Genomic DNA, 20,727 nt, shown 5'->3' with positions numbered 1-20,727 from the left:
AATGGGAACTAGGGTGAAGGAAAGAAAAATAGCTGGAATAAGTTGGAACGTCTTTCTTCTAGGGCTTGTAAGCTTTCTAAATGATATGAGTAGCGAGATGATAGCCCCGATAGTTCCAACATACCTTACAGACGTTCTTCACATAGGAAAGGCTCTAAGCGGATCCATTATGGGCTTGATTGAAAGTTTGAGTTCCTTGTTTAAGGTTCTCTTTGGCTACATAAGCGACAAGTTCAGGAGAAGAAAGGTCTTCGTAGCCCTTGGATATACACTCTCAGCCGCCTCCAAAGGAGGGTTAGCGTTTATAAACAATTGGTGGGAGTTTGTTGGCCTTAGAATTCTCGATAGGGTGGGCAAAGGAATAAGAACTGCTCCAAGGGATGCACTAATTGCCGAATCCTCCGAAGAGGGGAGGACTGGAAAGTCTTTTGGGTTCCACAGAATGATGGATACTTTAGGAGCCGTGGCTGGGCCCCTTGTCTCAATAGCTCTCCTCGTGCTACTCTCAAACCTTCCAGTAGTTAAAGCTTACAGGGCAATCTTCCTCCTCTCAGCTCTTCCTGGACTTGTTGGAGTGTTTCTCGTTTTATTGTTCGTGAAAGACAAGGGGAGAGAGGTAAAGAAAGTCATAAAAGGCATATCTACTCTAAGATCTAAAGAACTTCAACTCTTCCTCTTAGTTGTGGCCATCGGGGCGTTGGGGAGGTACAGCTATGCATTCACCCTTTGGAAAGCTGAAGAACTGGGCCTAAGTGTTGTTCAAGGGCTCAGCTTTTATGCGCTCTTCAACCTAATCTATGCCTTCTCCTCTTATCCACTGGGAATTTATTCCGACAAGATTGGGAAGAGAAAACTGATAACGCTGGGATTTGGAATAGCAGCTTTAGCTTCGCTGACATTTGCCTTTGCAAAAGATATTATCACCTTAGGCTTAGCATTCATTCTTTATGGAGTGTACATAGCAATAGAGGATACAATCCCAAGAGCTTACATGGCCGATCTGGCAAAGGAATTCGAAAAAGGGACGGTAATTGGGGCTTACCACACAGTATTTGGAATCCTCGTCTTTCCAGCTTCAGTTATCTCAGGCTTGCTATGGCAGAAGTATTCCCTTGAGTACGCGTTCATCTATGCAACGATAATGAACATGACGGCCTTGGTTCTAATGATCATTACAGATAGGAGAACTTTTATTAGCTCATAATTCCAAAAACCTCTCGGTGGTGAGCATGAAGTTCGAGGAGCTGAATGAAAAAATCAAGAAGGTATATGGAAAAGTGAGGACAATAGATGACTTCCACTGGCATATTAGCGATAATTTAATTCACGGAATACACAAGAAGAGCGGATTAAGGCTGGAGATAAGAATTGCCGAAAGTAAAGAAGCTGCAGACAAAATTGCCCAGAAAAAGGAGCCTGGCAACCTTATGGTAATTGTAGTCCCTGGGAAGGAGACATTCTACGTTAACAATGGAGCCTTTGTCCTGGCATTGAAATTTCTAAGATCTACGATCCAAGACATCTCTGACCACATAGTGTGGGCGGGCTTTAAGGTTGTTGAGAGAGATGGAGCTTTAGAGCAGGAGGACATCTACGAGTACTTAGGGGGAAGGTTGATAGAGCATATAAAGTCTGGAATGGTCAATGGAAAGGACTACATATTCTGGCAGTTCTACAAATGTGAACACTGCGGAAAGTATGTCGACATTGAGAACTTGGTAAGGCATATGAAGACTCATGGAGAAGACGTAAAAGAGTGGAGTGAAGAGAAATATGAAGTTTTGGAGCTCAGCTTTGAGGACAAGAAGGTCTACAACAAATTTGGCAAAGAGGTTCCTCTAGAAGAGTTCGTTGAAGAAACTCAGGACTTCATTAAGGAAGTATTTGAGAGCTAGGGGATGGTTATGTTTTTCCTAAAGACTAAGATTATCGAGGGAAGGGGAAGTTTGGAGTATCTTCAAAAGGAAGCTATTGGGTTCGAGAGGGCTTTAATCTTAGCGTCAAGCTCTATGAAAAGGTTAGGGTTTCTGAAGGAAGCTGAAGACTATCTAAGGGAAGGTGGAGTTGAGGTAATTTCAATAGCAGGCCTTCCTCCTGAGCCCACGAAAGACGTTGTCGACGAGTTCCTCCCAAAAGTTAGGGAGTTTTCTCCAGAGATCCTCATTGCAATTGGTGGAGGAAGTGTTATCGATATGGCCAAAGCTCTAAAGGTATTTTACGATGTCCCAGGAATTTCATTTGAGGAAGTTGCAATCAAGAGTAGATTTTCGAAGCCGAGACCCGTTCCAAAGCTGAAAACTCCCCTTATAGCTATTCCCTCAACGAGCGGTGCTGGAAGTGAGGTTTCAGCAGCGAGCGTGATTAAGGTAGGGGACGTTAAGTACACGATTGTAACTCCCGAGATAGCTCCTGAAGTGGCTATACTTGACCCTAGATTACCCGAAGGAATGCCCCCAGAAGTTGCCAGGAATTCTGGAATGGATGTTTTAGTTCATGCGATAGAGGCTTATGTTTCAAAGGCTTCCTCACCCTTTACAGATGCAATGGCAGTTAAAGCGGCAAAAGCTGTGTTGGAGCATTTAGAGGAGAGCATTAGAGGAGACAAAAATGCCAGAGAGAAAATCCACTATGCAGCTACAATGGCTGGCATAGCTTTCTTAAACGCAAGGCTTGGACTCGTTCATGCGATGAGTCATAAGGCCGCATGGATAGGACCGCATGGTCTCGTAAATGCCATTCTACTTCCCTATGTGATGGAGTATAACATGGCACGCAGGAGAGAGAAATATGATGCATTGGCGAGGGAATTGGGATTTGACAATGCTGAAGAGCTCCTTGAAGAGATAAAAGCTCTGAACGAAAGGCTTGGAATAGGACCCATCTCAAGTTACGTCAGCGAGGAGGAGTTCTTAGCGAAGCTTGATGAAATGGTAGAGAGAGCCTATGAAGATCCCCTCGTTAACTTCAACCCAGTTGAGCCGAGAAAAGAGGACATTAGAAGAATTTATGAGAGGGCCTTCTATGGAGATTGACAAAGGACTTGCAAAGTTCGGAGATTCGCTGATAAACTTTCTTTACTCTTTAGCACTAACTGAATTCCTGGGAAAGCCCACTGGAGATAGAGTTCCAAATGCATCTCTAGCGATAGCTCTAGACCTAACTGGATTGTCAAAGAATCTTAGGAGAGTAGATAAGCACGCAAAGGGAGATTATGCTGAAGCATTAATAGCCAAGGCCTGGCTAATGGGGTTAATCTCGGAGAGAGAAGCAGTTGAAATAATCAAGAAAAATCTAACTCCAGAAGTCCTTGACTTTTCTAAGAAGAAGGAAGCAATAGGAAGGGCCCTAGCTCCCCTTTTGGTGATTATAAGCGAGAGACTCACTTCCTCTCAAGTTTGAACCTGGGCTCTTCTATCCACTCACTCTTACACTTAGGACACCTGCTGGGGATGTTTATCTCGGCCTTAAATACAAAGCCACACTTGCGACATTGGGCAGGTTTAATAAGCAACACCATTCCTTCCCTTTTGGCGATCTTTGAAATTACCTTTAGATCTTCCAAGATGACCTTCTTTGACCCCTTTCCCCTCATATCTAAAATCCTCGCTAGCTCACTTGGACTGTAATCCCCCTCCAACAGCAACTCAATTATCTTTTCTCTCCTTGTAGCCATGTGCACACTTTATCTCCAAACAATTTTAAACGTTTGGGAATAAGGTAATATGATGAGAAGTGGCGTTGCAGAGCTCCCACTCCATACAGGAAAGGTTCCACCTTGGTTGGCCAATAGAATGAGGAAGCTCTCGAAGTTAGTGCTAAAAATACTCGTCGAGGAATATGGAACCAAGGGTCTACTTGAAAGGTTAGCTGATCCCGTTTGGTTCCAAGCCTTTAATAATCTTATAGGCATGGACTGGGATTCTTCAGGAAGCACAACTGTGACGACTGGAATAATAAAGGAGGCTCTTGCCGAGTTAGACTTGGGCGTTATGGTGGCTGGAGGGAAGGGAAAGAGCAGCAGAAATACCCCAAACGAATTGGAAAAGATAGCCTCTAAATTTGAACTTGATCCCGAACCTTATGTAAAAACCTCGAGGTTAGTTGCGAAAGTTGATTCGGTGGCCCTCCAAACTGGATATCAGCTCTATCACCATGCATTCTTCTTAGATGAAGAAGGAAATTGGGCCGTTGTTCAGCAGGGGATGAACACGGAGCTAAGGCTTGCGAGGAGATATCACTGGTTTAATGAAAAGCCCGATGTAGAGGAACTTTTAAACCCTCACAAAGGAGTTGCAGGAGTTAAGAGGGAATTCGCCTTAAATACAGTTGATAAGGACTCCAAAGAAGTACAAAAAGCAATAATTGAAATTGCCCAGGAGGGGAGGAGGGTAGTTAGGGATTTGGAAACTATAAAAGCCCTCTCGAAGGGTTATGCTGTATTTTACAAGCCAAGAGATGTGGATGTGAGAGAGGTTGTAAAAAGGTATGAAAGCTTGGGAAAGATAGAGCTTAACTTAAAGGCTCTGGAGTTTGCCAAGGAATTGGCAATCGAGAATTACAAAGAATTTCTACTAATAAAAGGTCTCGGGCCTGGGACTCTAAGAGCTTTGGCATTAGTGGGAGAGCTCATATATGATGTAAAACCAAGCTGGAGGGATCCAGTAACTCATCCAATTGATCCATTTAAGTTTGCATATGCCGTGGGGGGAAAGGATAGGGTTCCCTTCAGGATTGAGAAGGGAACATATGACGAGCTCATAAGATTTCTGGAAAGGTTGACTGAGACTGGAAACAGAGAAATATTAAAGAGGGTTAAGAAGATAAGCGAAAAGTGGAAGTTTCCAGAAGAGGAAAAGATCCCTACCTTTTGAACAATGCTGAGAGCATTCCGTAGTAGGTGGGGCAGGCGTAGGAGATGTGCACTACTTTTGAAAACTTGACTTCTTGCATCACACCATGAGCTATTAAAAGAGACCAGTAGCTATCTGGCTTTGCTTTCTCTATGAAGTCATTTTCAAGCTCTAAAAGTCTCGAGAAGTCCATATTCTGCATCAATCTGTATATTAGACTATCATATTCTTTAGATTCCTTAGCGTAGCCATAGGGACCCTTTGGATCGTGCGCATGTCCATGGTCAGCACTAACTATCAAGGCAACTTCCTTCTCACTTCCCTCAAGTACTCTACCTAAATGCTTTCCGAATTCAACTAGAACCTCTCTCTTAACTTCCCTGGGAGGAGAAATTAAAACTAAAGGCTTTTTTCTGAGAAAGTGGAGGGGAATCATTTCTCCCCAAGTAAGGGGAAACCTTGAGTACCTCCCTCTGGCTGAAGCGAAATTAACGTCAACAACTGGGAACTTATCTTTTGAACTTAGGTATATCTCCCTAGCCAATTCAACATCTGTCTTGTATTCGCTCTCTACCGGTATTGGAACATCGTTAAAAAGTAGCCAAGGGATTAAGTTCTCTGCAATGACAATTGCTATAGCCTCACTACTTCTTACGTTGTGCGGTGTTATGAGGACGTAACTTTCCACATCCTTCAGCTCTTCCCCAATTTTCTTCAAGTTAGCATTCAAAATTTTGCTGTCCTCATCTATAGGATAAACAGCCTCATTTCCATGGGGCATTATGGCCATATATCTGAGCATATTCCTCACCAAGATATCTTTCTTAGCGTTACTATTAACGTTTTCCTTAACATTTCTCCAAAATATTTCGGATTTGTTTAATATTTAACTGAGATTTAATTTACAAATACGACAATATAATCTCACAAAGATAAAAGTTTTATAGAAAATTTTCTTCATCATTCTGGGTGATAAATGTTTATCAAAGTAAAGTTTATTAGGAAAAATGTTAACATAAGTTTGTAAAATTCTGGAGGTGAAAAAATGGCAGTAGGAGAGAAGATAACAATAAGCGTGATAAAAGCAGACGTCGGAGGGTGGCCTGGCCATTCAAGAGTTCACCCAGCACTTATAGAGAGGGCAAAAGAAGTACTAAGCGAAGCTCAAAAAGAAGGAACCCTCATAGACTTCTATGTAACCTACGCTGGAGATGACCTCCAGCTTATAATGACTCACAAGAAGGGAGTTGACAGCCCAGAGATCCACGGGCTCGCTTGGGAAGCATTCAAAAAGGCCACAGAAGTGGCGAAGGAACTAGGCCTATATGGAGCTGGACAGGACCTTCTAAAGGATGCATTTAGTGGTAATGTTAGAGGTCTAGGTCCAAGCGTTGCAGAGATGGAAATAACACTAAGAAAGAGCGAACCAATAGTTACATTCCACTTAGATAAGACTGAACCAGGAGCATTCAATCTCCCAATATTTAGAATGTTTGCCGATCCCTTCAACACAGCGGGGCTCGTAATAGATCCAAAGATGCACATGGGATTCAGGTTCGAGATATGGGACATTCTCGAGCACAAGAGAGTTATCATGAACTCTCCAGAGGAAATGTACGATATTCTAGCCCTAATAGGAGCAAAGAGTAGGTACGTCATTAAGAGGGTGTATCCGAAGGAAGGGCACCCAATTCCAAAAGATGAACCCGTTGCTGTTGTATCAACTGAAAAGCTCTACGAAGTGGCAGGAGAGTATGTAGGAAAGGATGATCCAGTGGCCATAGTAAGAGCACAAAGTGGTCTTCCAGCCCTGGGAGAAGTTCTAGAACCATTTGCATTCCCACACTTGGTCAGCGGGTGGATGAGAGGTAGCCACAATGGTCCACTAATGCCAGTTCCACTTAAATATGCAACACCAACAAGATTCGACGGACCACCAAGGGCTGTAGCTTTAGGATGGCAGATAAGCCCAGAAGGAAAGCTCATTGGTCCAGTTGACTTGTTTGATGACCCAGCATTCGACTGGGCAAGACAAAAGGCCTTGGAGATAACTGATTACATGAGGAGGCATGGACCATTTGAGCCTCACAGACTACCACTGGAGGAGATGGAATACACAACTCTCCCAGGAGTCCTAGAGAAGTTAAAGGACAGATTTGAACCTATAGAGTGATCTCTTTTCTCCTATATTTTTATAGTATTGTTCTCCATTTTCTTGAGGGATAGTGTGATTAAGCTCATAACAAGAGAAGAAGCTTTTAAAAGAGCAGAGAAGATAAAGAGGGAAAACGAGATCATTTATGGAGTACCTTTTGAACTAGAACATACATTCCTCCCCATTGATGTTTTGATTCCCACTCAGTGGGAACTTAGCGAAAAGAAACTACTTATAGTTCTAGAAGAAATGGCCCACGGATATGATGCGCCCATCATAGTTTTAGAGTATAAAGGGAAATTTTACATATTAGACGGCCATCACAGAGCATATGCCAGAAAAAAGCTGGGTTTTTCCAACATTGAGGCGATAGTCCTTAAGCCTCTAAAAGAAATCCAAACTAAAATCGAAGAATCAGTGAGAAAGGTTGGGCTGAAGACAATAGATGATGTAAAAATAGTCAGAGATTGAACAATGCAGTTTTAAAAGGTCTAGAAGTAAGGGGATAGTGGGGAAGAATAATGCACGAATGGGCGTTGGCAGATGCAATAGTAAGGACTGTTTTAGATTACGCTCAAAAGGAGGGTGCAAGTAGGGTAAAGGCCGTCAAGGTAGTCCTCGGAGAACTCCAAGATGTTGGGGAGGATATAGTAAAGTTTGCCATGGAAGAGCTCTTCAGGGGAACAATAGCGGAAGGGGCAGAGATAATATTCGAAGAGGAAGAGGCCGTCTTTAAGTGCCGCAACTGCGGGCATGTATGGAAGCTTAAGGAAGTCAAAGATAAGTTGGATGAGAGGATAAGAGAGGACATCCACTTTATTCCAGAGGTCGTTCATGCATTTCTATCCTGTCCAAAATGTGGAAGCCATGATTTTGAAGTGGTGAAGGGAAGGGGAGTTTACATTTCTGGAATAATGATCGAGAAGGAGGGAGAAGAATGATAGATCCCAGAGAACTCGCAATTTCAGCGAAGCTTGAGGGAGTAAAAAGAATAATCCCAGTTGTAAGTGGGAAGGGAGGAGTAGGAAAATCCCTAATCTCCACAACTCTTGCCCTAGTTCTATCAGAACAAAAATACAAAGTTGGACTTCTCGACTTGGATTTCCATGGAGCAAGTGACCACGTCATCCTGGGATTTGAACCCAAAGAACTTCCCGAGGAAGACAAAGGAGTTATTCCCCCAACGGTTCACGGAATAAAGTTCATGACAATAGCGTATTACACCGAGGACAGGCCAACTCCTTTAAGAGGAAAGGAGATTAGCGACGCCCTAATAGAGCTACTAACAATAACCAGGTGGGATGAGCTCGACTTTTTAGTTGTTGACATGCCCCCTGGGATGGGAGATCAGTTCTTAGACGTTTTAAAGTACTTCAAGAGGGGAGAATTCTTGATAGTCGCAACTCCGTCAAAGCTCTCTCTTAATGTTGTTAGGAAGCTTATAGAGTTGCTAAAAGAAGAGAAGCATCAGATACTTGGAATAGTTGAGAATATGAAGCTGGATGAAGAGGAAGATGTTATGAGAATTGCCCAGGAATATGGGATTAGGTATCTTGGAGGAATACCTCTGTACAGGGATCTAGAGAGTAAAGTTGGAAATGTTAATGAACTTTTAGCCACAGAGTTTGCCGAGAAAATTAGAGGAATAGCTAAAAAGATTTGACTGGTGCAAGCTATGGAAGAGCTGAGAGAAGCTCTAAAAAATGCTAAGAGAATTGTAATATGTGGAATAGGGAATGACATCAGGGGAGACGACAGCTTCGGGGTTTATATTGCAGAAAAATTAAAGAGAGTTATAAAGAAGGCAAACATTCTAGTCCTCAACTGTGGAGAGGTTCCAGAGAACTACACAGGGAAGATACTAAACTTTCACCCTGATTTAATCATTTTTATAGACGCAGTAAACTTCGGAGGAAAGCCTGGAGAAATAATAATTACAGATCCAGAAAATACTGAAGGGGCCGGAGTTTCCACCCACAGTCTTCCCCTCAAGTTTTTGGCCACTTATCTCAAAGCTAATACAAATGCCAAGACAATCTTAATAGGATGCCAGCCAAAGAACATTGGGCTTTTTGAAGATATGAGCGAAGAAGTAAAAGCCGTTGCGGAAGTCTTATTAAAATTCCTTTATGAAAGTCTTGAGCTTTCTTAGGTCCTCTTTCTTATTTATATTGAAGAACGCCCATTTCCACCTTTCTGGCAAAGATTCCACTGGAATGTAGCAAGGATTTGAGCTTTCAATAACATTGCCAACTTTATATTCTCCTCTTTCAATATATCCTTCAATTATTTCTCTAAGTGAGCGAGAGTACACTGCATGGAGGGGCTCAAGGTATCCATTTGGCCACCTGGGAACACAGGCCAATTTTTTAGCCTCTTCAAACTTAGCCACAAGATAATCTATAAACTCCGGAACTAAAAGTGGCATATCCCCTCCCACGACAAAGGAATCTCCTAGGCTTAGAGCAAGGTATATTCCCCCAAGTGGGCCAACCATTAGGTCATCTACAATAACCTCCAACCCCAACTCTCTGAATTTTTGCCAATTAAATGGAGATGCAATGACGACAATTTTCTCTATCTTGCTAGCTGATTCAAGGGCCTCTATGGTGTAAAGTATTAGTGGTTTTCCCCCAACCCTATAAGTTAGCTTATCCTCACCAAATCTTTTGCTGATTCCTCCAGCTAACACCGCACCTATTACCATAGGGCTAGCCCATGCTCAGTTGGTTTTCTTTCCAGAGTTTCCCCCTCAAGCTCTTGAACAAAGACCTCAGCAACGAAGACTTCTCCTCTAACTAAATGCCCTCCGAAAGCCCTTCCTTCAGAATCTCCAAGAACTACGTGGGCATGAACAAAGGGCTTTCCGTCCTTTAAGCTTATGTTTCCAGAGAGGGAAAGCAGTTCATAGGTTCCGGTTAAAGATATCTCCTTGTACTTCTTTTCTTCTTCCATAAAATATCCTATAACTGGATTCCTCAACGTTCCAATGGCGCTTATTATTCCCACCTTGATGTTTTCTTTCTCTGCAAACTCCCTCAAAAACTCAATTATTTCCTTCCCTTCTGGAATTCTGAAAAGATAAACTCTTCCAGGAACGAGCATTTAAACCACCATAAAAAGCTATAAAAGTTGGCCTTTAAAATTTCCTATTGATAGCGATGCCCAGGTGGGGAAGAGGTAGAAGAAGAAAGATGAGAATGATAGAATTCATACCCTATGCAAGGCACTTTTACCCAGCACTTCCTAGGTTTGGCCCTCCAAAACCCCCTATAATAATGACGTATGAAGAGTTCGAGGCATTGAGGTTGGTGGACTATGAAGGACTAACCCAGGAAGAGGCAGGTAAAAGAATGGGAGTTTCAAGAGGAACGATATGGAGGGCGTTAACATCTGCAAGAAAGAAGGTTGCCCAAATGCTAGTGGAGGGCAGAGAGCTCATAATCTTACCCCAAGGAAATGAAGTTATAAAGAGTGATGAAGAATGAAGAAGGCAATAATTTTGCTTTTACTCCTCTTATTACCAGTAGTCTCAGCTCAAAAGGTTAAAGTTGTTGTATACGATGACGGATATTGTTTAGTTAAGATAGTGATGAATGTAACTCCTGGGAGATTTGTAATTCCCCTTCCAGTGTATGAATTCTCAGAATTAAGTGTCAAGCTTAATGGAAAAGAAGTGCCACTTTTTTTAGAGGATGGTGAGTTCGTTGTTTACCCAACCACCAATGGAACTCTCGAGGTGGAGTTTTTAACTCCGGAACTAACGTCAAAAGAGGGTAGAGTCTGGACTGTGCACCTTCCATTCAATTATTCTGCAGAGGTAATACTTCCAGAAGATTCAGTGATAGTCGGGTTGTCTGGAATACCACTCAGCATAAGCGAGAATTCCATAAAGATGCCCCCTGGAGAACAGTATATAAACTACGTATTTCCTCACAAAGAGGAAGTCATTACGATAACTGAAACTAACACCCAGGTTGTGACGGAAACAAATTGGGGAAGTGTCTTGTTGGCCTTTGTAGGTGGAGTTGCAATAGGAGCATCACCAATTTTATTTAGTAAGAAAAAGCGCGTAAAGACCATAGCCACAGGCGAGATATCTATTGAGGAACTTTCCGAGAAATTCAATCTTAATGAGGATGAGAAGAGCGTAATTCTATACCTCTCCGACAGAGGAGGAAGGGCAAAACAGGCCGAAATAAGGAATGATTTAGGGTTGCCAAGGACTACAGCTTGGAGGCTGCTAAAAAGACTAGAGAAGATGGGAATTGTGACGCTCGAAAAAGTAAATAATGAAACGTGGGCAAAGCTAAATTATAAAATAAAAGAAGAGTAGTTACTTCTTCTTTGTATGTGTAGTGTCCTTTCTGCTCTTTCCAAATATCAGTCCAAGTATGGCGACGATCCAGAGGAGGAAGTACCCAATATCTGGCTGCACCGAGAAGGGAGTATCATAGAATGCTCGTAAAATCAGTAGAAATGACAGTAGACCCCCAATTATCATTCCAAATCCTGCCCTGGAAAAGAACGCCACTATTGTCCCCCAGGGAATTAGGAAGAATGACCCTATGAGTAGGAGGAGAAAGTATGCTAAGAGGTTTACCGAAACTGGTAGGTTTTTTGCTTCTTCTGCGTCTCTGAGCTCTGAATAGAGGTCTCCTATGTCATATGAAGTAATTTGATCCCCAAAAACCACAAAAACTCCAATAGTATTTATTATAGAGTACGTTGTTGTTACTGTCTCATCATAGTATTCACTTGAGACCCTAACAAATGGAGCAACTAGAACTATCAAAATTGAAAGAACTGCAAATGCTATTCTTTCTGCGGCTCCCATTGTATCACCACGCTATGGAAAAATGTTCTCTTTTAAATAGTTTTATCTTTATTTTAAAACGAATTTCATATATCCTTATATTGGAAAATTAACTACTTTTGACTATGATCTTAGTTAGATGACAGATACTGTTAGGATAAGCGGTAGGGCGTTAGGTTTAAGTTTCTGATAATTTTTCAGAAAAAGAAGGGAGAGAAATGAAGGCTGAGAGCATTCTATACTCACTGATTTCAGTCTTAAAACCTTTTCGCCGCAACAAAATCCCACCAGAAAAGAAAATCAGAGCAGTAGAACTATACCTGCGAGGCCTCAGCTACAGACAAGTCGGAAAAATCCTCAAAATCAGCCACACAACAGTCTGGGAGGCAGTTCAAAAACTAGCAGAAGCAGTTTACCAGCCAACACTCCTCGCAGTAAGAAAACAGAGGAATTTTATCGCAGTTGATGAGACTGTCGTAAAAATCAACGGGGAGAAGAGATTTCTCTGGGCTGCACTTGACGTTGAGAGCAGGGAAGTTCTCGCAGTCTGGATTACAACAACCAGAAACTGGTGGATTGCTAGAGACTTCATTCTGGTTGTTTTGAAATCCTGCAAAGGACAGCCTGTTTTTCTGGTTGATGGTGGGAAGTGGTACAAGTCTGCTTTTAAATCCCTTGGACTGGATTTTGTTCACGTAACCTTCGGGCCGAGGAACTGTATTGAACGCTGGTTCAGGACTTTAAAAGAAAGAACAAAGCGTTTCTGGAATAATTTCAGGGCTAGAGACTGGAGGAGGGTTCACAGGTTTGTTTTTCTGTTTGCGTTCTGGTATAATTTTGTTAGGTTTCATTCTCGGTTTGGTTGTCCGCCTGGTGATGTGACTGAGTGGCTTCAAGAGGTGATGCCCCAGTTATCCTGACAGTATCAGATGACAAAACAAAAAGCTCAAAAAGCTTTTTAGGCGTTTTTACTTTCCTTATAACCTTGTAATTGGATTTTAGCAGATATATTTTCTTGTAGTCGAACTATGTTGAGACTCAGATTTTTTACTATAGGAAATTGTTTATATTTAAATACAACAAAATTTTACATTTTGTAATTTAACAAATAAAAATTTTATTAAACATATTAGAATAAAAAATGCAAAATTATATCAATAAAATTGCAAATAGAATTACAAATGGTAAAAAATCGAAGATTATTACCTTCATAGTGTGTAATCAAGTACTTTCTCTGCTTCTTCAATATGCTCTGGATAAACGTTCCTAACCTCTGGATGGAGAGCCTTTATTACCCTTCCAATAAGCACGAAAAGTGTTCCAGTAATTATTGGAAGCTCGTTTATAACCTCTTCCTCCAGAGGTTTATCTGCTGGAATCTTTCTGAGCACATAATCCAGAATTGGTTCTATCTTAATGTTCTCGTCCTCTATTACGGCTCTAAAGAGATTCATGCTACTCCTAAATCCCTTTGTTATTGGAATATGTCTCATCTTTATTGTTTATGAGTTCTCTGCTGTAGCATTCTCATATGCAACCTCAAAAAGATCTGCAAGCTTCCTCTCTACAATCTCCATCATCCTTTCGGCCATTGGCTTTGTTACTGCTAGTTCACATGTTTTTTCCAGTATCCTTTGGAGGTGAGGATATGGAATAACCATCTCTGCCATTTCTCCTCACCTCCCAGATATTTTTAGTAACAAAAAGTATATAAAATTTTCGATGTTCAAGGTTTCGTATTTAGGCATAATTATTAATGACTATGTATAATATCAATCTATTATTTAAGATTTGGCCAAAATAACAGCTCTCGTGTTTTTTATTTCCTAACTAACTAAAAAACTTTAAATATGTCATAAAAGCATATAAAAAGAAGAGGGGAATAAAATGGGTAAGACTGGAATCGAATACTTTGACAATTTCATTCTTAAAGATGGTTTTCCCGATGGATCACTAATTTTAGTTGCAGGAGAGCCGGGAGCTGGGAAGACTATATTTTCTGCAACATACCTATATAATGGCGCAAAGAAGTTTGGAGAAAAAGGGGTATACATTTCACTGGCAGAAACAAAGAGAGAATTCTATGAGGCAATGAAACAACTGGGAATGGATTTTGAGGAGCTTGAAAAGAAAGGACTTTTCAGATTCATTGATCTTGTAACTGTAAGTAGGGGAGCAATAGAAAAAGAAATACAATTTTTGATGAGCGAAATTTCAAGCTTCCAACCTAAAAGGGTTGTAATTGACTCCATAAGCGTCTTTGCACAAATTTTGGGACTTGAAAAGACAAGAGTGTTTCTCCACACAATGCTTGGAAGATTTATAAAAGCTTACAATGCCACAGCACTCCTAATTGCTGAAAAGCCTATGGGAAGCAAAACAATAGGGCATGGAGTGGAAGAATTCGTTGTTGATGGGGTAATAATTCTCAAGTATAAATCACTTGGAGAGATTACAAGAAGGGTAATGGAAATCCCAAAGATGAGAAGAAGAAGTGTTGAGAGAGCAGAATATGAGTATGTGATAACTAAGAATGGGATTGAGTTCCTGGAACTTCCAGATCTCGTAAGAGATAAGGGGGAATACACACTCGAAAAGATAACAACGGGAATAGAAAAGCTCGATAAAATGCTAGATGGGGGATATACAAGGGATCAAATGTTCTAATTGTCGGCATGACTGGAACTGGAAAAACTACGTTTGCCCTACACTTTGCCATAGCAAATGCACTTCAGGGAAGGAAGGTAGTTTACATAACTTTTGAAGAGCCAATTGGTCAGATAGTAAGATCAGCTAGAAATTACAACATACCTATAGATGAAGTTTTGGGGAAAGATTTAGAGATTTTCTCTTGGGTACCAGAAAGTAAAACACCAGTGCACACCTATATAAAAATTAAGGAGATAGTGGAAGAATTCCAACCTGAAGCCCTAATAATAGATAGTCTAACTGCCTTAAAACAGCACACAGACGAAAAGGAATTAGCAAAAATGCTAAGGTACCTGCAACTTCTCACCAAAGAAAGGAGATAACAACATACTTCACACTGAACGAGGAAACAAAATTTGATGTAGTTCCATTTACAAAAGCTAGCACCCTTGTTGATGTGATAATAGGACTAAGATATGAGATAGAAAACGGGAAGATAGAGAAAAGGCTTGCAATCATAAAGGCGAGAGGCTCAAATCATTCAAGAAAAATCTACAGGTATGAAATAACAAGTAAGGGGGTTGAGATTTATGAGTAATGGGAAAGATATATTGACGAAAACAATTATTTCCGCCCTTAAAGAAGTTGCTCCTGGGCTGGAAGCTGTTTTGGAGGCCCATTTAAATGCTACCCTTAATAAAGGAATTGAAGTAGCATATGAAGACCCTCAAAAATTCAAAGAAGCAGTTTCAAAGCTCTTTGGAGAGTACAGCGCAAGATTACTGGAAATGGTTATCATAAGCAAGCTTCAAAGTTATCTTGGAAAGCAGGTAGAAGTTAACTCTTTAGAGGAACTCGTGGAAGAGATAAAGAAAATTTATGGGTGAATAGCATGAATCCATTGGACATAATAATAGAATCGTCTAAGGTAGTTACTCCAACGATTTTTAACCATGAAATAGGAAGTGAATTTGAAAGCGTGCTTTATCACGTGGTAAAACGGCTGAAAAGTGAGTATAAAGGGTTCATAGTAATCTCATTTACCGACGCATATGCTTCAATACTGAAATATCTAGAGTCAATATACAAGGACGCAAGAGATGTTTTTTAAAGATGCTAAGGTATTTTCTGTTCTCTCCTACTTTGAGGATGTGCTAGGCCAAGAAGTTCTTATTAAAACAAAGGATCCAGAGATCATTATTGGAAAGATTAAGTCTAACTTGGGAGTAAAAGATAACACATTATTCCTCGTTTTAGGGCTTGACATTTTTGGAGTGAAATATCCAAAAGAGCTCATAACAGTTCTCCCAGCCCTTATTAGAATTTTGGGAAGAGGAGAGAAAAACAACATACTCATAACTTTCAACTTCAAGGCATTCCCAGAAAACGTTACGGAAATAGTCAACAGCTTTGCCCTCAATCTATTTAACTTCGGAATAGAAGTCGGAAAAAATGAGATTAAGAGAAAGCTTACCGTTATTAGGAGCATATTTCTTGAGTACAACCTAAAGTCTTGGTACTACACCGTTTATCCTGAACTTAGATTTTTGCCTGCAGTCTAATCAAAATCCCATATTGTCCTGCCCTTATAGAACAGCATAATGTATCCACAATTTTCGCAGATCACTATTTTGACATTGTGAGCCGTAAAGCCCCATTTGCTGTCTAGTTTTCCCTCCTCCACTCTAAAGCTCGTCCCTCCACAAAGCGGACACTTAAGATGCCTTTTTTCTTCCACGTAAATCACCAAATAAAATGACGCTAAAACCGTTTAAGCTTTTACTCTCAAAAGCCAATAGTTCCCCACAAACACGTTCTTAAGCCCGTTTTTCCTAGCCACCTCAACGAGCCTATTCATCTGTTCCCAGGAGGTAGTGGGAATATCGCTCATTAGATGATGTGGATGAAAGGCCAAGAGAACGTAGGGTATCTCATCGCTTATTGAAGCCAGAAATTTTGTTATCCCATTAACTTCCCTCTCATCGATGTAGTGAGGGACTACAAGAGTGCTAACAACAAGCATTGCCCCCTCTTCAATGACAACTCTTATGTTTTCTTTTATTCTTTCCACGGCCTTTTTACCGTTTATCCCCGTGAGAGCTTCGTAAACCTCTGGAGAATAAGCTTTCCAATCTATCTTCACTATCCCTCCACTCTCCTCTGAAAGCCTTGCTATTCTCCTCATAATCCTGGGATTCTCGAGTCCATTTGTTTCCCAGCAAATTCTTATCTTCTTTTTCTTCAAGATTTCTTGGGCAACTCTTATTGCATAAGGAGAGAAAGGAGCTGGGTCACCACCAAAGTAACAAATACAAGTGACCTTTGGATTTAAAACCGCTCTAACGAGCTCCTCAATACCAATTTCCCAACCTTTGATGGTTTTATGTTCAATGTTTTGGCAGAAGAGACAGTCTAGGTTGCACCCATGGAAGAAGACAGCGAGGTTATAGTGGCCTATGTTCGTTCTTTCAGGACAAACAGGTTCAGCGACGCAGTTTGTGGGATGGGGATCATAGTAGTATGTAACACCAATTTTAGGGACCAACTTTCCGTTGTCGTTCACAATAACGCCACAGTAACCTTTGTCAATAACTTCGCACTCGTTTACGCACAGCTTACATTTAACTCCTCCCCTGGGAACTTCCATAGGAAGGCCAAGTTTTTTCCTCCATTCTCTGTGGGTATTCAAAGCTATCTCTGTACGTCCCCTCCTGAGACAATTCACACAAACTCCTATAGATGCGGAAATTTCTTCACTCTCATATCCACAGATTTTGCACTTCACAAGCTAATATAGTGTGATTGAGTATTTATACGTTGCCAATTGCTCATAAAACGTCTAAATCTTCCAAATCCCAGATTAGGAAACCCCTTTCCCAGAGATTCTCTTTCTTTTGAACTTTCTTTGCAATTACTCCATAAATTTTGTCCCATCCTTCTAGCTCTAAATCATTTAAAATCCCCTTTATTTCTCTCTCCTTTAATTCCTTCCACTTGATTTCTATAAGGAGGGATTTCTTTTCCTTTTCATTCAAAGCTACGATATCAATTTCCTCTTCCTTGTGCCACCATCTTCCAATTTTAGTAAATCGGAAGGGTAAATTCCCTTTTCTGTTTAGTTCAATGAGAAATTCTCTCGAGACTTGCTCAAAGCGAAAGGAGAAGATCCTCTGGAGGATCTCTTTAACATCATCAATTGTCATAGCTCCTATCTCTATCTCCGTTCTCTTGGGGTAGACCAACGAGAACCAACTCATGAGCATTGGGTCAGAAATTATGTAAAGCCATCGTTTTTCCTTTCTTGCAACTAGAAGATCCCTCTCCACAAATCCGAGCCGTATTAGCGTTTCAATGTAGGAGTGTATTTTCCTTCCCTCTAGATCAACTTCGTTTGCCATCTCTGAAGGTTTTCTCTTTCCAGCAGCTATTGCCGAGAGGATTGAAAAGTATGTTTTTAATTCCCTAAGCTCGGAGAGAACTATGTAAGGCTCATCATAAAAATTATCCTTCAGTTCTCGGGAACTCTTCCTCAACGAATTCTTCAACAGTTTTATAACGAGATGCAAGAGCGAGATAGGCAGGAATCCCACCCAAGAGGGTATAAAACGCTAAGTTATATAGAAGCCTTCAAGTTCTCCGCGAATTTTCTAGCATTTTCTAAGTCTTTTTCGTTAGGATGCCCCTTGTTTAATCCGCCTATCTCTGCTAACCAACCGTTCGTATCCCAACCTCTGCAAGAAAATTCTCCTACTATTTCAAATCCTTTCTCCCTTAAAACTTTTCTGAGCTTCCTGTGATTGATGAAAGGTATATTTAGCCCCGCGGTTGAAAATATAAATGCCTTTTTTCCTTCTACTTTCGGAAGTTTGTTGATAAGCTCAAAGAGGGCTCTATGATGTTTCCAATAGTAAATTCCAGAACCAAAGCCTATTAAATCATATTTTAGGAGTTCTTCTGGTTTTATTTCCCAAGGTTTAACTAGTCTTGCATTTAGAACCTCTGCAATAACCTTAGCTACCTTTTCTGTGTTTTTGTGGTGGATGGAAACATAAACGATTATGCTATCCATTCTGGTTCCCCACAAAATCTTTTAGATCCCAGGCTAAAAAACCTTTTTCCCTCAACTTCTCTTTTTCTATGATGCTTTTTGCTATTATTCCATATCTCTTGTTCCAATCATGCAATCCAGTGAGTTCTGCTTTTCTTTTTAAGTCTTTTAATATTCTATAGGCCTCTTTTCTCTCAAGATTTTTCCACTTTACTTCTATAAAGAGGGCTTTCTTCTCTTCTTCCTTCAAAGCAACTAAGTCGATCTCTTCTCTCTTGTACCACCACTTACCAATCTTAGTAAACCTAAATGGGAGCTTTTTTCTTTTGTTCATTTCTATAAGAAACTGACGGGATATCTCTTCAAACACAGGGCCAAGATAGTCGTTGAATTCCCTCTTTATCTCCTCAATAACATCAAGCCCCATTTCTATCTCACTTCTCCTGGGAAAGACGAAGCGGAACCAGAAATTGAAAAAGTAGTCATTTATCCTATACAATGTTTTACCTCTTCCAACAATTGGTTTCTCCTCCCTTACGTATCCCATTTCCTCCAAAACATTGAGGTATTTTCCGAGACTTTTTGTTTCGATCCTTGCTGCGTCTGCTATCTGACCAAAACGTGAGTAGCCAAGTGCTATTGCCCTTAATATTGAGAAGTACCTTGAGACATCTCTTAGCTCTTCTTTAAGGAGATACTTAGGTTCATCATAGTATTTCGCACCTTTGGATAGGACTAGATCCTTTACATTTTCCCAGAAATCTTTCCCGGGATCATAGTCTGCCCAATACTGTGGAACCCCACCAAAAACACTGTATATTCTTATAGCTGTCTCTATATCAATTGGATGAAACTTTAGCACGTCAAAAAATGACATTTCTTCTACCTTCCAAGTTCCCGTTCTTCTTCCGTATATTGGGGATTTTCCGGAAAGAATGCCCTCCATAAAGGAAACAAGTGAACCACAGAGTATGAGCATTATCTTTGTTGAGGACAAGTATAGATCCCAGTACTTTTGAAGGGTGCTGAGGAATCCTTTCTCAGCTCTAACAAGATACTGAACTTCATCTATGACCACAACCAATCTTTTGTTACTTTTTCCAGCTAGATACGTGAAGAAAGCTTTCCAAGTTCTAATGGGATTTTCTTTCAAAAAGGGATCCTTGAAGTAGTCTGTCAATCTTAAGGAGAAATCTTCCAAGTTCGTCTCGTTCTCTTCTGCAAGGAGGTATATTCCATTAGTTTCCTCAAGAAATTTCCGTAGGAGATATGTTTTTCCAATCCTTCTTCGGCCGTAAATAACTATCAGCTCGGCCTTTCCAGAATGATAATGATCTCTTAGGAAGTTTAACTCCCTCTCCCTATTCACAAACTTACTCGTGAGTATCATACTCATGAGTATGTTTTGTTAATTAATAAGTTTTACCGTCGATTTCGAGATACTGTCAGGATAACTGGGGCATCACCTCTTGAAGCCACTCAGTCACATCACCAGGCGGACAACCAAACCGAGAATGAAACCTAACAAAATTATACCAGAACGCAAACAGAAAAACAAACCTGTGAACCCTCCTCCAGTCTCTAGCCCTGAAATTATTCCAGAAACGCTTTGTTCTTTCTTTTAAAGTCCTGAACCAGCGTTCAATACAGTTCCTCGGCCCGAAGGTTACGTGAACAAAATCCAGTCCAAGGGATTTAAAAGCAGACTTGTACCACTTCCCACCATCAACCAGAAAAACAGGCTGTCCTTTGCAGGATTTCAAAACAACCAGAATGAAGTCTCTAGCAATCCACCAGTTTCTGGTTGTTGTAATCCAGACTGCGAGAACTTCCCTGCTCTCAACGTCAAGTGCAGCCCAGAGAAATCTCTTCTCCCCGTTGATTTTTACGACAGTCTCATCAACTGCGATAAAATTCCTCTGTTTTCTTACTGCGAGGAGTGTTGGCTGGTAAACTGCTTCTGCTAGTTTTTGAACTGCCTCCCAGACTGTTGTGTGGCTGATTTTGAGGATTTTTCCGACTTGTCTGTAGCTGAGGCCTCGCAGGTATAGTTCTACTGCTCTGATTTTCTTTTCTGGTGGGATTTTGTTGCGGCGAAAAGGTTTTAAGACTGAAATCAGTGAGTATAGAATGCTCTCAGCCTTCATTTCTCTCCCTTCTTTTTCTGAAAAATTATCAGAAACTTAAACCTAACGCCCTACCGCTTATC

General features: G+C 40.8%; 30 protein-coding genes and 1 pseudogene. 19 read left to right on the top strand and 12 right to left on the bottom strand.

Features of this window, described 5'->3' with window-relative positions:
• Window position 1 precedes the first annotated feature (1 nt).
• From ACMFNG_RS06570 to ACMFNG_RS06555, 4 genes are read left to right on the top strand one after another with little or no spacing between them, the layout of a single operon-like run.
• Window positions 2-1,204, top strand: coding sequence for an MFS transporter (locus ACMFNG_RS06570; RefSeq protein ID WP_011011726.1), 1,203 nt, complete (start codon window positions 2-4; stop codon window positions 1,202-1,204).
• A 25-nt stretch (window positions 1,205-1,229) separates the two neighbouring features.
• Entirely contained in the window at window positions 1,230-1,895 is a 666-nt protein-coding gene (locus ACMFNG_RS06565; protein ID WP_011011727.1) for a hypothetical protein, read from the top strand.
• A gap of 9 nt (window positions 1,896-1,904) precedes the next feature.
• Window positions 1,905-3,032 (top strand): iron-containing alcohol dehydrogenase, encoded by a 1,128-nt coding sequence (locus tag ACMFNG_RS06560; protein WP_011011728.1) that lies wholly within the window; start codon window positions 1,905-1,907, stop codon window positions 3,030-3,032.
• Window positions 3,022-3,399, top strand: coding sequence for a ribonuclease III family protein (locus ACMFNG_RS06555; RefSeq protein WP_011011729.1), 378 nt, complete (start codon window positions 3,022-3,024; stop codon window positions 3,397-3,399). The genes ACMFNG_RS06560 and ACMFNG_RS06555 overlap by 11 nt, the downstream gene beginning before the upstream one ends.
• On the opposite strand, the gene ACMFNG_RS06550 is transcribed toward ACMFNG_RS06555, so the two are convergent.
• Window positions 3,380-3,673: a transcriptional regulator gene (locus ACMFNG_RS06550; RefSeq protein WP_011011730.1), complete on the bottom strand. Its 294-nt coding sequence runs from the start codon at window positions 3,671-3,673 to the stop codon at window positions 3,380-3,382. The two genes, ACMFNG_RS06555 and ACMFNG_RS06550, sit on opposite strands and share 20 nt — an antisense overlap.
• Before the next feature lie 49 nt (window positions 3,674-3,722).
• Here ACMFNG_RS06550 and ACMFNG_RS06545 point away from each other — a divergent pair, with 49 nt between their 5' ends.
• Window positions 3,723-4,871: a DUF763 domain-containing protein gene (locus ACMFNG_RS06545; protein WP_011011731.1), complete on the top strand. Its 1,149-nt coding sequence runs from the start codon at window positions 3,723-3,725 to the stop codon at window positions 4,869-4,871.
• Here the strand turns inward: ACMFNG_RS06545 and ACMFNG_RS06540 are convergent.
• Window positions 4,861-5,652: an extradiol dioxygenase gene (locus tag ACMFNG_RS06540; protein ID WP_014835182.1), complete on the bottom strand. Its 792-nt coding sequence runs from the start codon at window positions 5,650-5,652 to the stop codon at window positions 4,861-4,863. The genes ACMFNG_RS06545 and ACMFNG_RS06540 overlap by 11 nt on opposite strands.
• A gap of 243 nt (window positions 5,653-5,895) precedes the next feature.
• On the opposite strand from ACMFNG_RS06540, the gene fbp reads away from it, so the two are divergent.
• From fbp to hycI, 5 genes are read left to right on the top strand one after another with little or no spacing between them, the layout of a single operon-like run.
• Entirely contained in the window at window positions 5,896-7,023 is a 1,128-nt protein-coding gene (fbp, locus tag ACMFNG_RS06535; protein ID WP_011011733.1) for a fructose-1,6-bisphosphate aldolase/phosphatase, read from the top strand.
• A 54-nt stretch (window positions 7,024-7,077) separates the two neighbouring features.
• A complete protein-coding gene (locus ACMFNG_RS06530) occupies window positions 7,078-7,476 on the top strand; it encodes a ParB/RepB/Spo0J family partition protein (RefSeq protein WP_011011734.1) in 399 nt (132 codons plus the stop codon).
• A gap of 50 nt (window positions 7,477-7,526) precedes the next feature.
• The gene (gene hypA / locus ACMFNG_RS06525; RefSeq protein WP_011011735.1) at window positions 7,527-7,946 is read left to right on the top strand and encodes a hydrogenase nickel incorporation protein HypA; all 420 of its coding nucleotides are present in this window, start codon (window positions 7,527-7,529) and stop codon (window positions 7,944-7,946) included.
• Window positions 7,943-8,668, top strand: coding sequence for an Mrp/NBP35 family ATP-binding protein (locus ACMFNG_RS06520; protein ID WP_011011736.1), 726 nt, complete (start codon window positions 7,943-7,945; stop codon window positions 8,666-8,668). The genes hypA and ACMFNG_RS06520 overlap by 4 nt, the downstream gene beginning before the upstream one ends.
• 12 nt (window positions 8,669-8,680) lie before the next feature.
• Window positions 8,681-9,157 carry a hydrogenase maturation peptidase HycI gene (gene hycI, locus ACMFNG_RS06515; RefSeq protein ID WP_011011737.1) on the top strand — a complete coding sequence of 159 codons (477 nt, stop codon included), beginning with the start codon at window positions 8,681-8,683 and terminating at the stop codon, window positions 9,155-9,157.
• Here the strand turns inward: hycI and mobA are convergent.
• Together mobA and ACMFNG_RS06505 are read right to left on the bottom strand one after the other, a co-directional pair.
• Complete coding sequence (gene mobA / locus ACMFNG_RS06510; protein WP_288072832.1) at window positions 9,122-9,712, bottom strand: molybdenum cofactor guanylyltransferase MobA; 591 nt, start codon at window positions 9,710-9,712, stop codon at window positions 9,122-9,124. The two genes, hycI and mobA, sit on opposite strands and share 36 nt — an antisense overlap.
• The gene (locus ACMFNG_RS06505; RefSeq protein WP_011011739.1) at window positions 9,706-10,110 is read right to left on the bottom strand and encodes a PPC domain-containing DNA-binding protein; all 405 of its coding nucleotides are present in this window, start codon (window positions 10,108-10,110) and stop codon (window positions 9,706-9,708) included. Before ACMFNG_RS06505 ends, mobA begins: the two co-directional genes overlap by 7 nt.
• Window positions 10,111-10,166: 56 nt before the next feature.
• Here ACMFNG_RS06505 and ACMFNG_RS06500 point away from each other — a divergent pair, with 56 nt between their 5' ends.
• Together ACMFNG_RS06500 and ACMFNG_RS06495 are read left to right on the top strand one after the other, a co-directional pair.
• A complete protein-coding gene (locus ACMFNG_RS06500) occupies window positions 10,167-10,493 on the top strand; it encodes a DUF134 domain-containing protein (RefSeq protein ID WP_011011740.1) in 327 nt (108 codons plus the stop codon).
• Window positions 10,490-11,341 (top strand): helix-turn-helix transcriptional regulator, encoded by an 852-nt coding sequence (locus tag ACMFNG_RS06495; protein ID WP_288072828.1) that lies wholly within the window; start codon window positions 10,490-10,492, stop codon window positions 11,339-11,341. Before ACMFNG_RS06500 ends, ACMFNG_RS06495 begins: the two co-directional genes overlap by 4 nt.
• Here the strand turns inward: ACMFNG_RS06495 and ACMFNG_RS06490 are convergent, their stop codons facing one another.
• The gene (locus ACMFNG_RS06490; RefSeq protein WP_011011743.1) at window positions 11,342-11,842 is read right to left on the bottom strand and encodes a hypothetical protein; all 501 of its coding nucleotides are present in this window, start codon (window positions 11,840-11,842) and stop codon (window positions 11,342-11,344) included.
• A gap of 197 nt (window positions 11,843-12,039) precedes the next feature.
• Between ACMFNG_RS06490 and ACMFNG_RS06485 the strand changes: the two genes are divergently transcribed.
• A complete protein-coding gene (locus tag ACMFNG_RS06485) occupies window positions 12,040-12,741 on the top strand; it encodes an IS6-like element ISPfu2 family transposase (RefSeq protein WP_011011181.1) in 702 nt (233 codons plus the stop codon).
• Between the two features lie 288 nt (window positions 12,742-13,029).
• On the opposite strand, the pseudogene ACMFNG_RS06480 reads toward ACMFNG_RS06485, so the two are convergent.
• A pseudogene (locus ACMFNG_RS06480) lies at window positions 13,030-13,491 on the bottom strand (DUF1931 family protein).
• A gap of 217 nt (window positions 13,492-13,708) precedes the next feature.
• On the opposite strand from ACMFNG_RS06480, the gene ACMFNG_RS06475 reads away from it, so the two are divergent.
• From ACMFNG_RS06475 to ACMFNG_RS06450, 6 genes are read left to right on the top strand one after another with little or no spacing between them, the layout of a single operon-like run.
• On the top strand, window positions 13,709-14,488 hold the full coding sequence (locus tag ACMFNG_RS06475) for an ATPase domain-containing protein (protein ID WP_011011745.1): 780 nt from the start codon (window positions 13,709-13,711) through the stop codon (window positions 14,486-14,488).
• A gap of 8 nt (window positions 14,489-14,496) precedes the next feature.
• On the top strand, window positions 14,497-14,853 hold the full coding sequence (locus ACMFNG_RS06470; protein ID WP_011011746.1) for an RAD55 family ATPase: 357 nt from the start codon (window positions 14,497-14,499) through the stop codon (window positions 14,851-14,853).
• Window positions 14,802-15,068, top strand: a complete 267-nt coding sequence (locus tag ACMFNG_RS06465) for an RAD55 family ATPase (RefSeq protein WP_353851435.1) — start codon at window positions 14,802-14,804, stop codon at window positions 15,066-15,068. The genes ACMFNG_RS06470 and ACMFNG_RS06465 overlap by 52 nt, the downstream gene beginning before the upstream one ends.
• Complete coding sequence (locus tag ACMFNG_RS06460; protein ID WP_011011748.1) at window positions 15,061-15,357, top strand: DUF3227 domain-containing protein; 297 nt, start codon at window positions 15,061-15,063, stop codon at window positions 15,355-15,357. Before ACMFNG_RS06465 ends, ACMFNG_RS06460 begins: the two co-directional genes overlap by 8 nt.
• Before the next feature lie 5 nt (window positions 15,358-15,362).
• On the top strand, window positions 15,363-15,581 hold the full coding sequence (locus tag ACMFNG_RS06455; RefSeq protein WP_430515115.1) for a hypothetical protein: 219 nt from the start codon (window positions 15,363-15,365) through the stop codon (window positions 15,579-15,581).
• A complete protein-coding gene (locus tag ACMFNG_RS06450) occupies window positions 15,571-16,032 on the top strand; it encodes a hypothetical protein (protein ID WP_430515114.1) in 462 nt (153 codons plus the stop codon). The genes ACMFNG_RS06455 and ACMFNG_RS06450 overlap by 11 nt, the downstream gene beginning before the upstream one ends.
• Here the strand turns inward: ACMFNG_RS06450 and ACMFNG_RS06445 are convergent.
• The 6 genes from ACMFNG_RS06445 to ACMFNG_RS06420 form a co-directional block, all read right to left on the bottom strand.
• Window positions 16,029-16,208 carry a hypothetical protein gene (locus ACMFNG_RS06445; protein WP_014835185.1) on the bottom strand — a complete coding sequence of 60 codons (180 nt, stop codon included), beginning with the start codon at window positions 16,206-16,208 and terminating at the stop codon, window positions 16,029-16,031. The genes ACMFNG_RS06450 and ACMFNG_RS06445 overlap by 4 nt on opposite strands.
• A gap of 33 nt (window positions 16,209-16,241) precedes the next feature.
• Window positions 16,242-17,255, bottom strand: coding sequence for a radical SAM protein (locus ACMFNG_RS06440; protein ID WP_011011751.1), 1,014 nt, complete (start codon window positions 17,253-17,255; stop codon window positions 16,242-16,244).
• Window positions 17,256-17,298: 43 nt separating this feature from the next.
• Complete coding sequence (locus ACMFNG_RS06435; protein ID WP_223209004.1) at window positions 17,299-18,003, bottom strand: ATP-binding protein; 705 nt, start codon at window positions 18,001-18,003, stop codon at window positions 17,299-17,301.
• 80 nt (window positions 18,004-18,083) lie between these two features.
• Window positions 18,084-18,539, bottom strand: a complete 456-nt coding sequence (locus ACMFNG_RS06430) for a flavodoxin family protein (RefSeq protein WP_014835188.1) — start codon at window positions 18,537-18,539, stop codon at window positions 18,084-18,086.
• Window positions 18,532-19,908 carry an ATP-binding protein gene (locus tag ACMFNG_RS06425; RefSeq protein WP_011011754.1) on the bottom strand — a complete coding sequence of 459 codons (1,377 nt, stop codon included), beginning with the start codon at window positions 19,906-19,908 and terminating at the stop codon, window positions 18,532-18,534. The genes ACMFNG_RS06430 and ACMFNG_RS06425 overlap by 8 nt, the downstream gene beginning before the upstream one ends.
• A 55-nt stretch (window positions 19,909-19,963) precedes the next feature.
• On the bottom strand, window positions 19,964-20,665 hold the full coding sequence (locus ACMFNG_RS06420; protein WP_011011181.1) for an IS6-like element ISPfu2 family transposase: 702 nt from the start codon (window positions 20,663-20,665) through the stop codon (window positions 19,964-19,966).
• Window positions 20,666-20,727: the final 62 nt, after the last annotated feature.

It is taken from the genome of Pyrococcus woesei, assembly GCF_050496105.1.
Taxonomy (GTDB): Archaea; Methanobacteriota_B; Thermococci; order Thermococcales; family Thermococcaceae; genus Pyrococcus; species Pyrococcus furiosus.
Note: the sequence above shows the minus strand (reverse complement) of the source record. Positions and strands in the feature narration are given on the sequence as shown.

What these genes read in the sequence shown, in the direction of transcription:
- hycI (WP_011011737.1), top strand. Translation starts at nt 8,681, where the DNA reads ATGGAAGAGCTGAGAGAAGCTCTAAAAAATGCTAAGAGAATTGTAATA.
- ACMFNG_RS06550 (WP_011011730.1), bottom strand. Translation starts at nt 3,673, where the DNA reads ATGGCTACAAGGAGAGAAAAGATAATTGAGTTGCTGTTGGAGGGGGAT.
- ACMFNG_RS06450 (WP_430515114.1), top strand. Translation starts at nt 15,571, where the DNA reads ATGTTTTTTAAAGATGCTAAGGTATTTTCTGTTCTCTCCTACTTTGAG.
- ACMFNG_RS06430 (WP_014835188.1), bottom strand. Translation starts at nt 18,539, where the DNA reads ATGGATAGCATAATCGTTTATGTTTCCATCCACCACAAAAACACAGAA.
- ACMFNG_RS06545 (WP_011011731.1), top strand. Translation starts at nt 3,723, where the DNA reads ATGATGAGAAGTGGCGTTGCAGAGCTCCCACTCCATACAGGAAAGGTT.
- ACMFNG_RS06540 (WP_014835182.1), bottom strand. Translation starts at nt 5,652, where the DNA reads ATGCTCAGATATATGGCCATAATGCCCCATGGAAATGAGGCTGTTTAT.
- ACMFNG_RS06560 (WP_011011728.1), top strand. Translation starts at nt 1,905, where the DNA reads ATGTTTTTCCTAAAGACTAAGATTATCGAGGGAAGGGGAAGTTTGGAG.
- ACMFNG_RS06475 (WP_011011745.1), top strand. Translation starts at nt 13,709, where the DNA reads ATGGGTAAGACTGGAATCGAATACTTTGACAATTTCATTCTTAAAGAT.
- mobA (WP_288072832.1), bottom strand. Translation starts at nt 9,712, where the DNA reads ATGGTAATAGGTGCGGTGTTAGCTGGAGGAATCAGCAAAAGATTTGGT.
- hypA (WP_011011735.1), top strand. Translation starts at nt 7,527, where the DNA reads ATGCACGAATGGGCGTTGGCAGATGCAATAGTAAGGACTGTTTTAGAT.
- ACMFNG_RS06520 (WP_011011736.1), top strand. Translation starts at nt 7,943, where the DNA reads ATGATAGATCCCAGAGAACTCGCAATTTCAGCGAAGCTTGAGGGAGTA.
- ACMFNG_RS06500 (WP_011011740.1), top strand. Translation starts at nt 10,167, where the DNA reads ATGCCCAGGTGGGGAAGAGGTAGAAGAAGAAAGATGAGAATGATAGAA.
- ACMFNG_RS06565 (WP_011011727.1), top strand. Translation starts at nt 1,230, where the DNA reads ATGAAGTTCGAGGAGCTGAATGAAAAAATCAAGAAGGTATATGGAAAA.
- ACMFNG_RS06495 (WP_288072828.1), top strand. Translation starts at nt 10,490, where the DNA reads ATGAAGAAGGCAATAATTTTGCTTTTACTCCTCTTATTACCAGTAGTC.
- ACMFNG_RS06555 (WP_011011729.1), top strand. Translation starts at nt 3,022, where the DNA reads ATGGAGATTGACAAAGGACTTGCAAAGTTCGGAGATTCGCTGATAAAC.
- ACMFNG_RS06485 (WP_011011181.1), top strand. Translation starts at nt 12,040, where the DNA reads ATGAAGGCTGAGAGCATTCTATACTCACTGATTTCAGTCTTAAAACCT.
- ACMFNG_RS06470 (WP_011011746.1), top strand. Translation starts at nt 14,497, where the DNA reads ATGACTGGAACTGGAAAAACTACGTTTGCCCTACACTTTGCCATAGCA.
- ACMFNG_RS06460 (WP_011011748.1), top strand. Translation starts at nt 15,061, where the DNA reads ATGAGTAATGGGAAAGATATATTGACGAAAACAATTATTTCCGCCCTT.
- ACMFNG_RS06425 (WP_011011754.1), bottom strand. Translation starts at nt 19,908, where the DNA reads ATGATACTCACGAGTAAGTTTGTGAATAGGGAGAGGGAGTTAAACTTC.
- ACMFNG_RS06455 (WP_430515115.1), top strand. Translation starts at nt 15,363, where the DNA reads ATGAATCCATTGGACATAATAATAGAATCGTCTAAGGTAGTTACTCCA.
- ACMFNG_RS06570 (WP_011011726.1), top strand. Translation starts at nt 2, where the DNA reads ATGGGAACTAGGGTGAAGGAAAGAAAAATAGCTGGAATAAGTTGGAAC.
- ACMFNG_RS06490 (WP_011011743.1), bottom strand. Translation starts at nt 11,842, where the DNA reads ATGGGAGCCGCAGAAAGAATAGCATTTGCAGTTCTTTCAATTTTGATA.
- fbp (WP_011011733.1), top strand. Translation starts at nt 5,896, where the DNA reads ATGGCAGTAGGAGAGAAGATAACAATAAGCGTGATAAAAGCAGACGTC.
- ACMFNG_RS06420 (WP_011011181.1), bottom strand. Translation starts at nt 20,665, where the DNA reads ATGAAGGCTGAGAGCATTCTATACTCACTGATTTCAGTCTTAAAACCT.
- ACMFNG_RS06505 (WP_011011739.1), bottom strand. Translation starts at nt 10,110, where the DNA reads ATGCTCGTTCCTGGAAGAGTTTATCTTTTCAGAATTCCAGAAGGGAAG.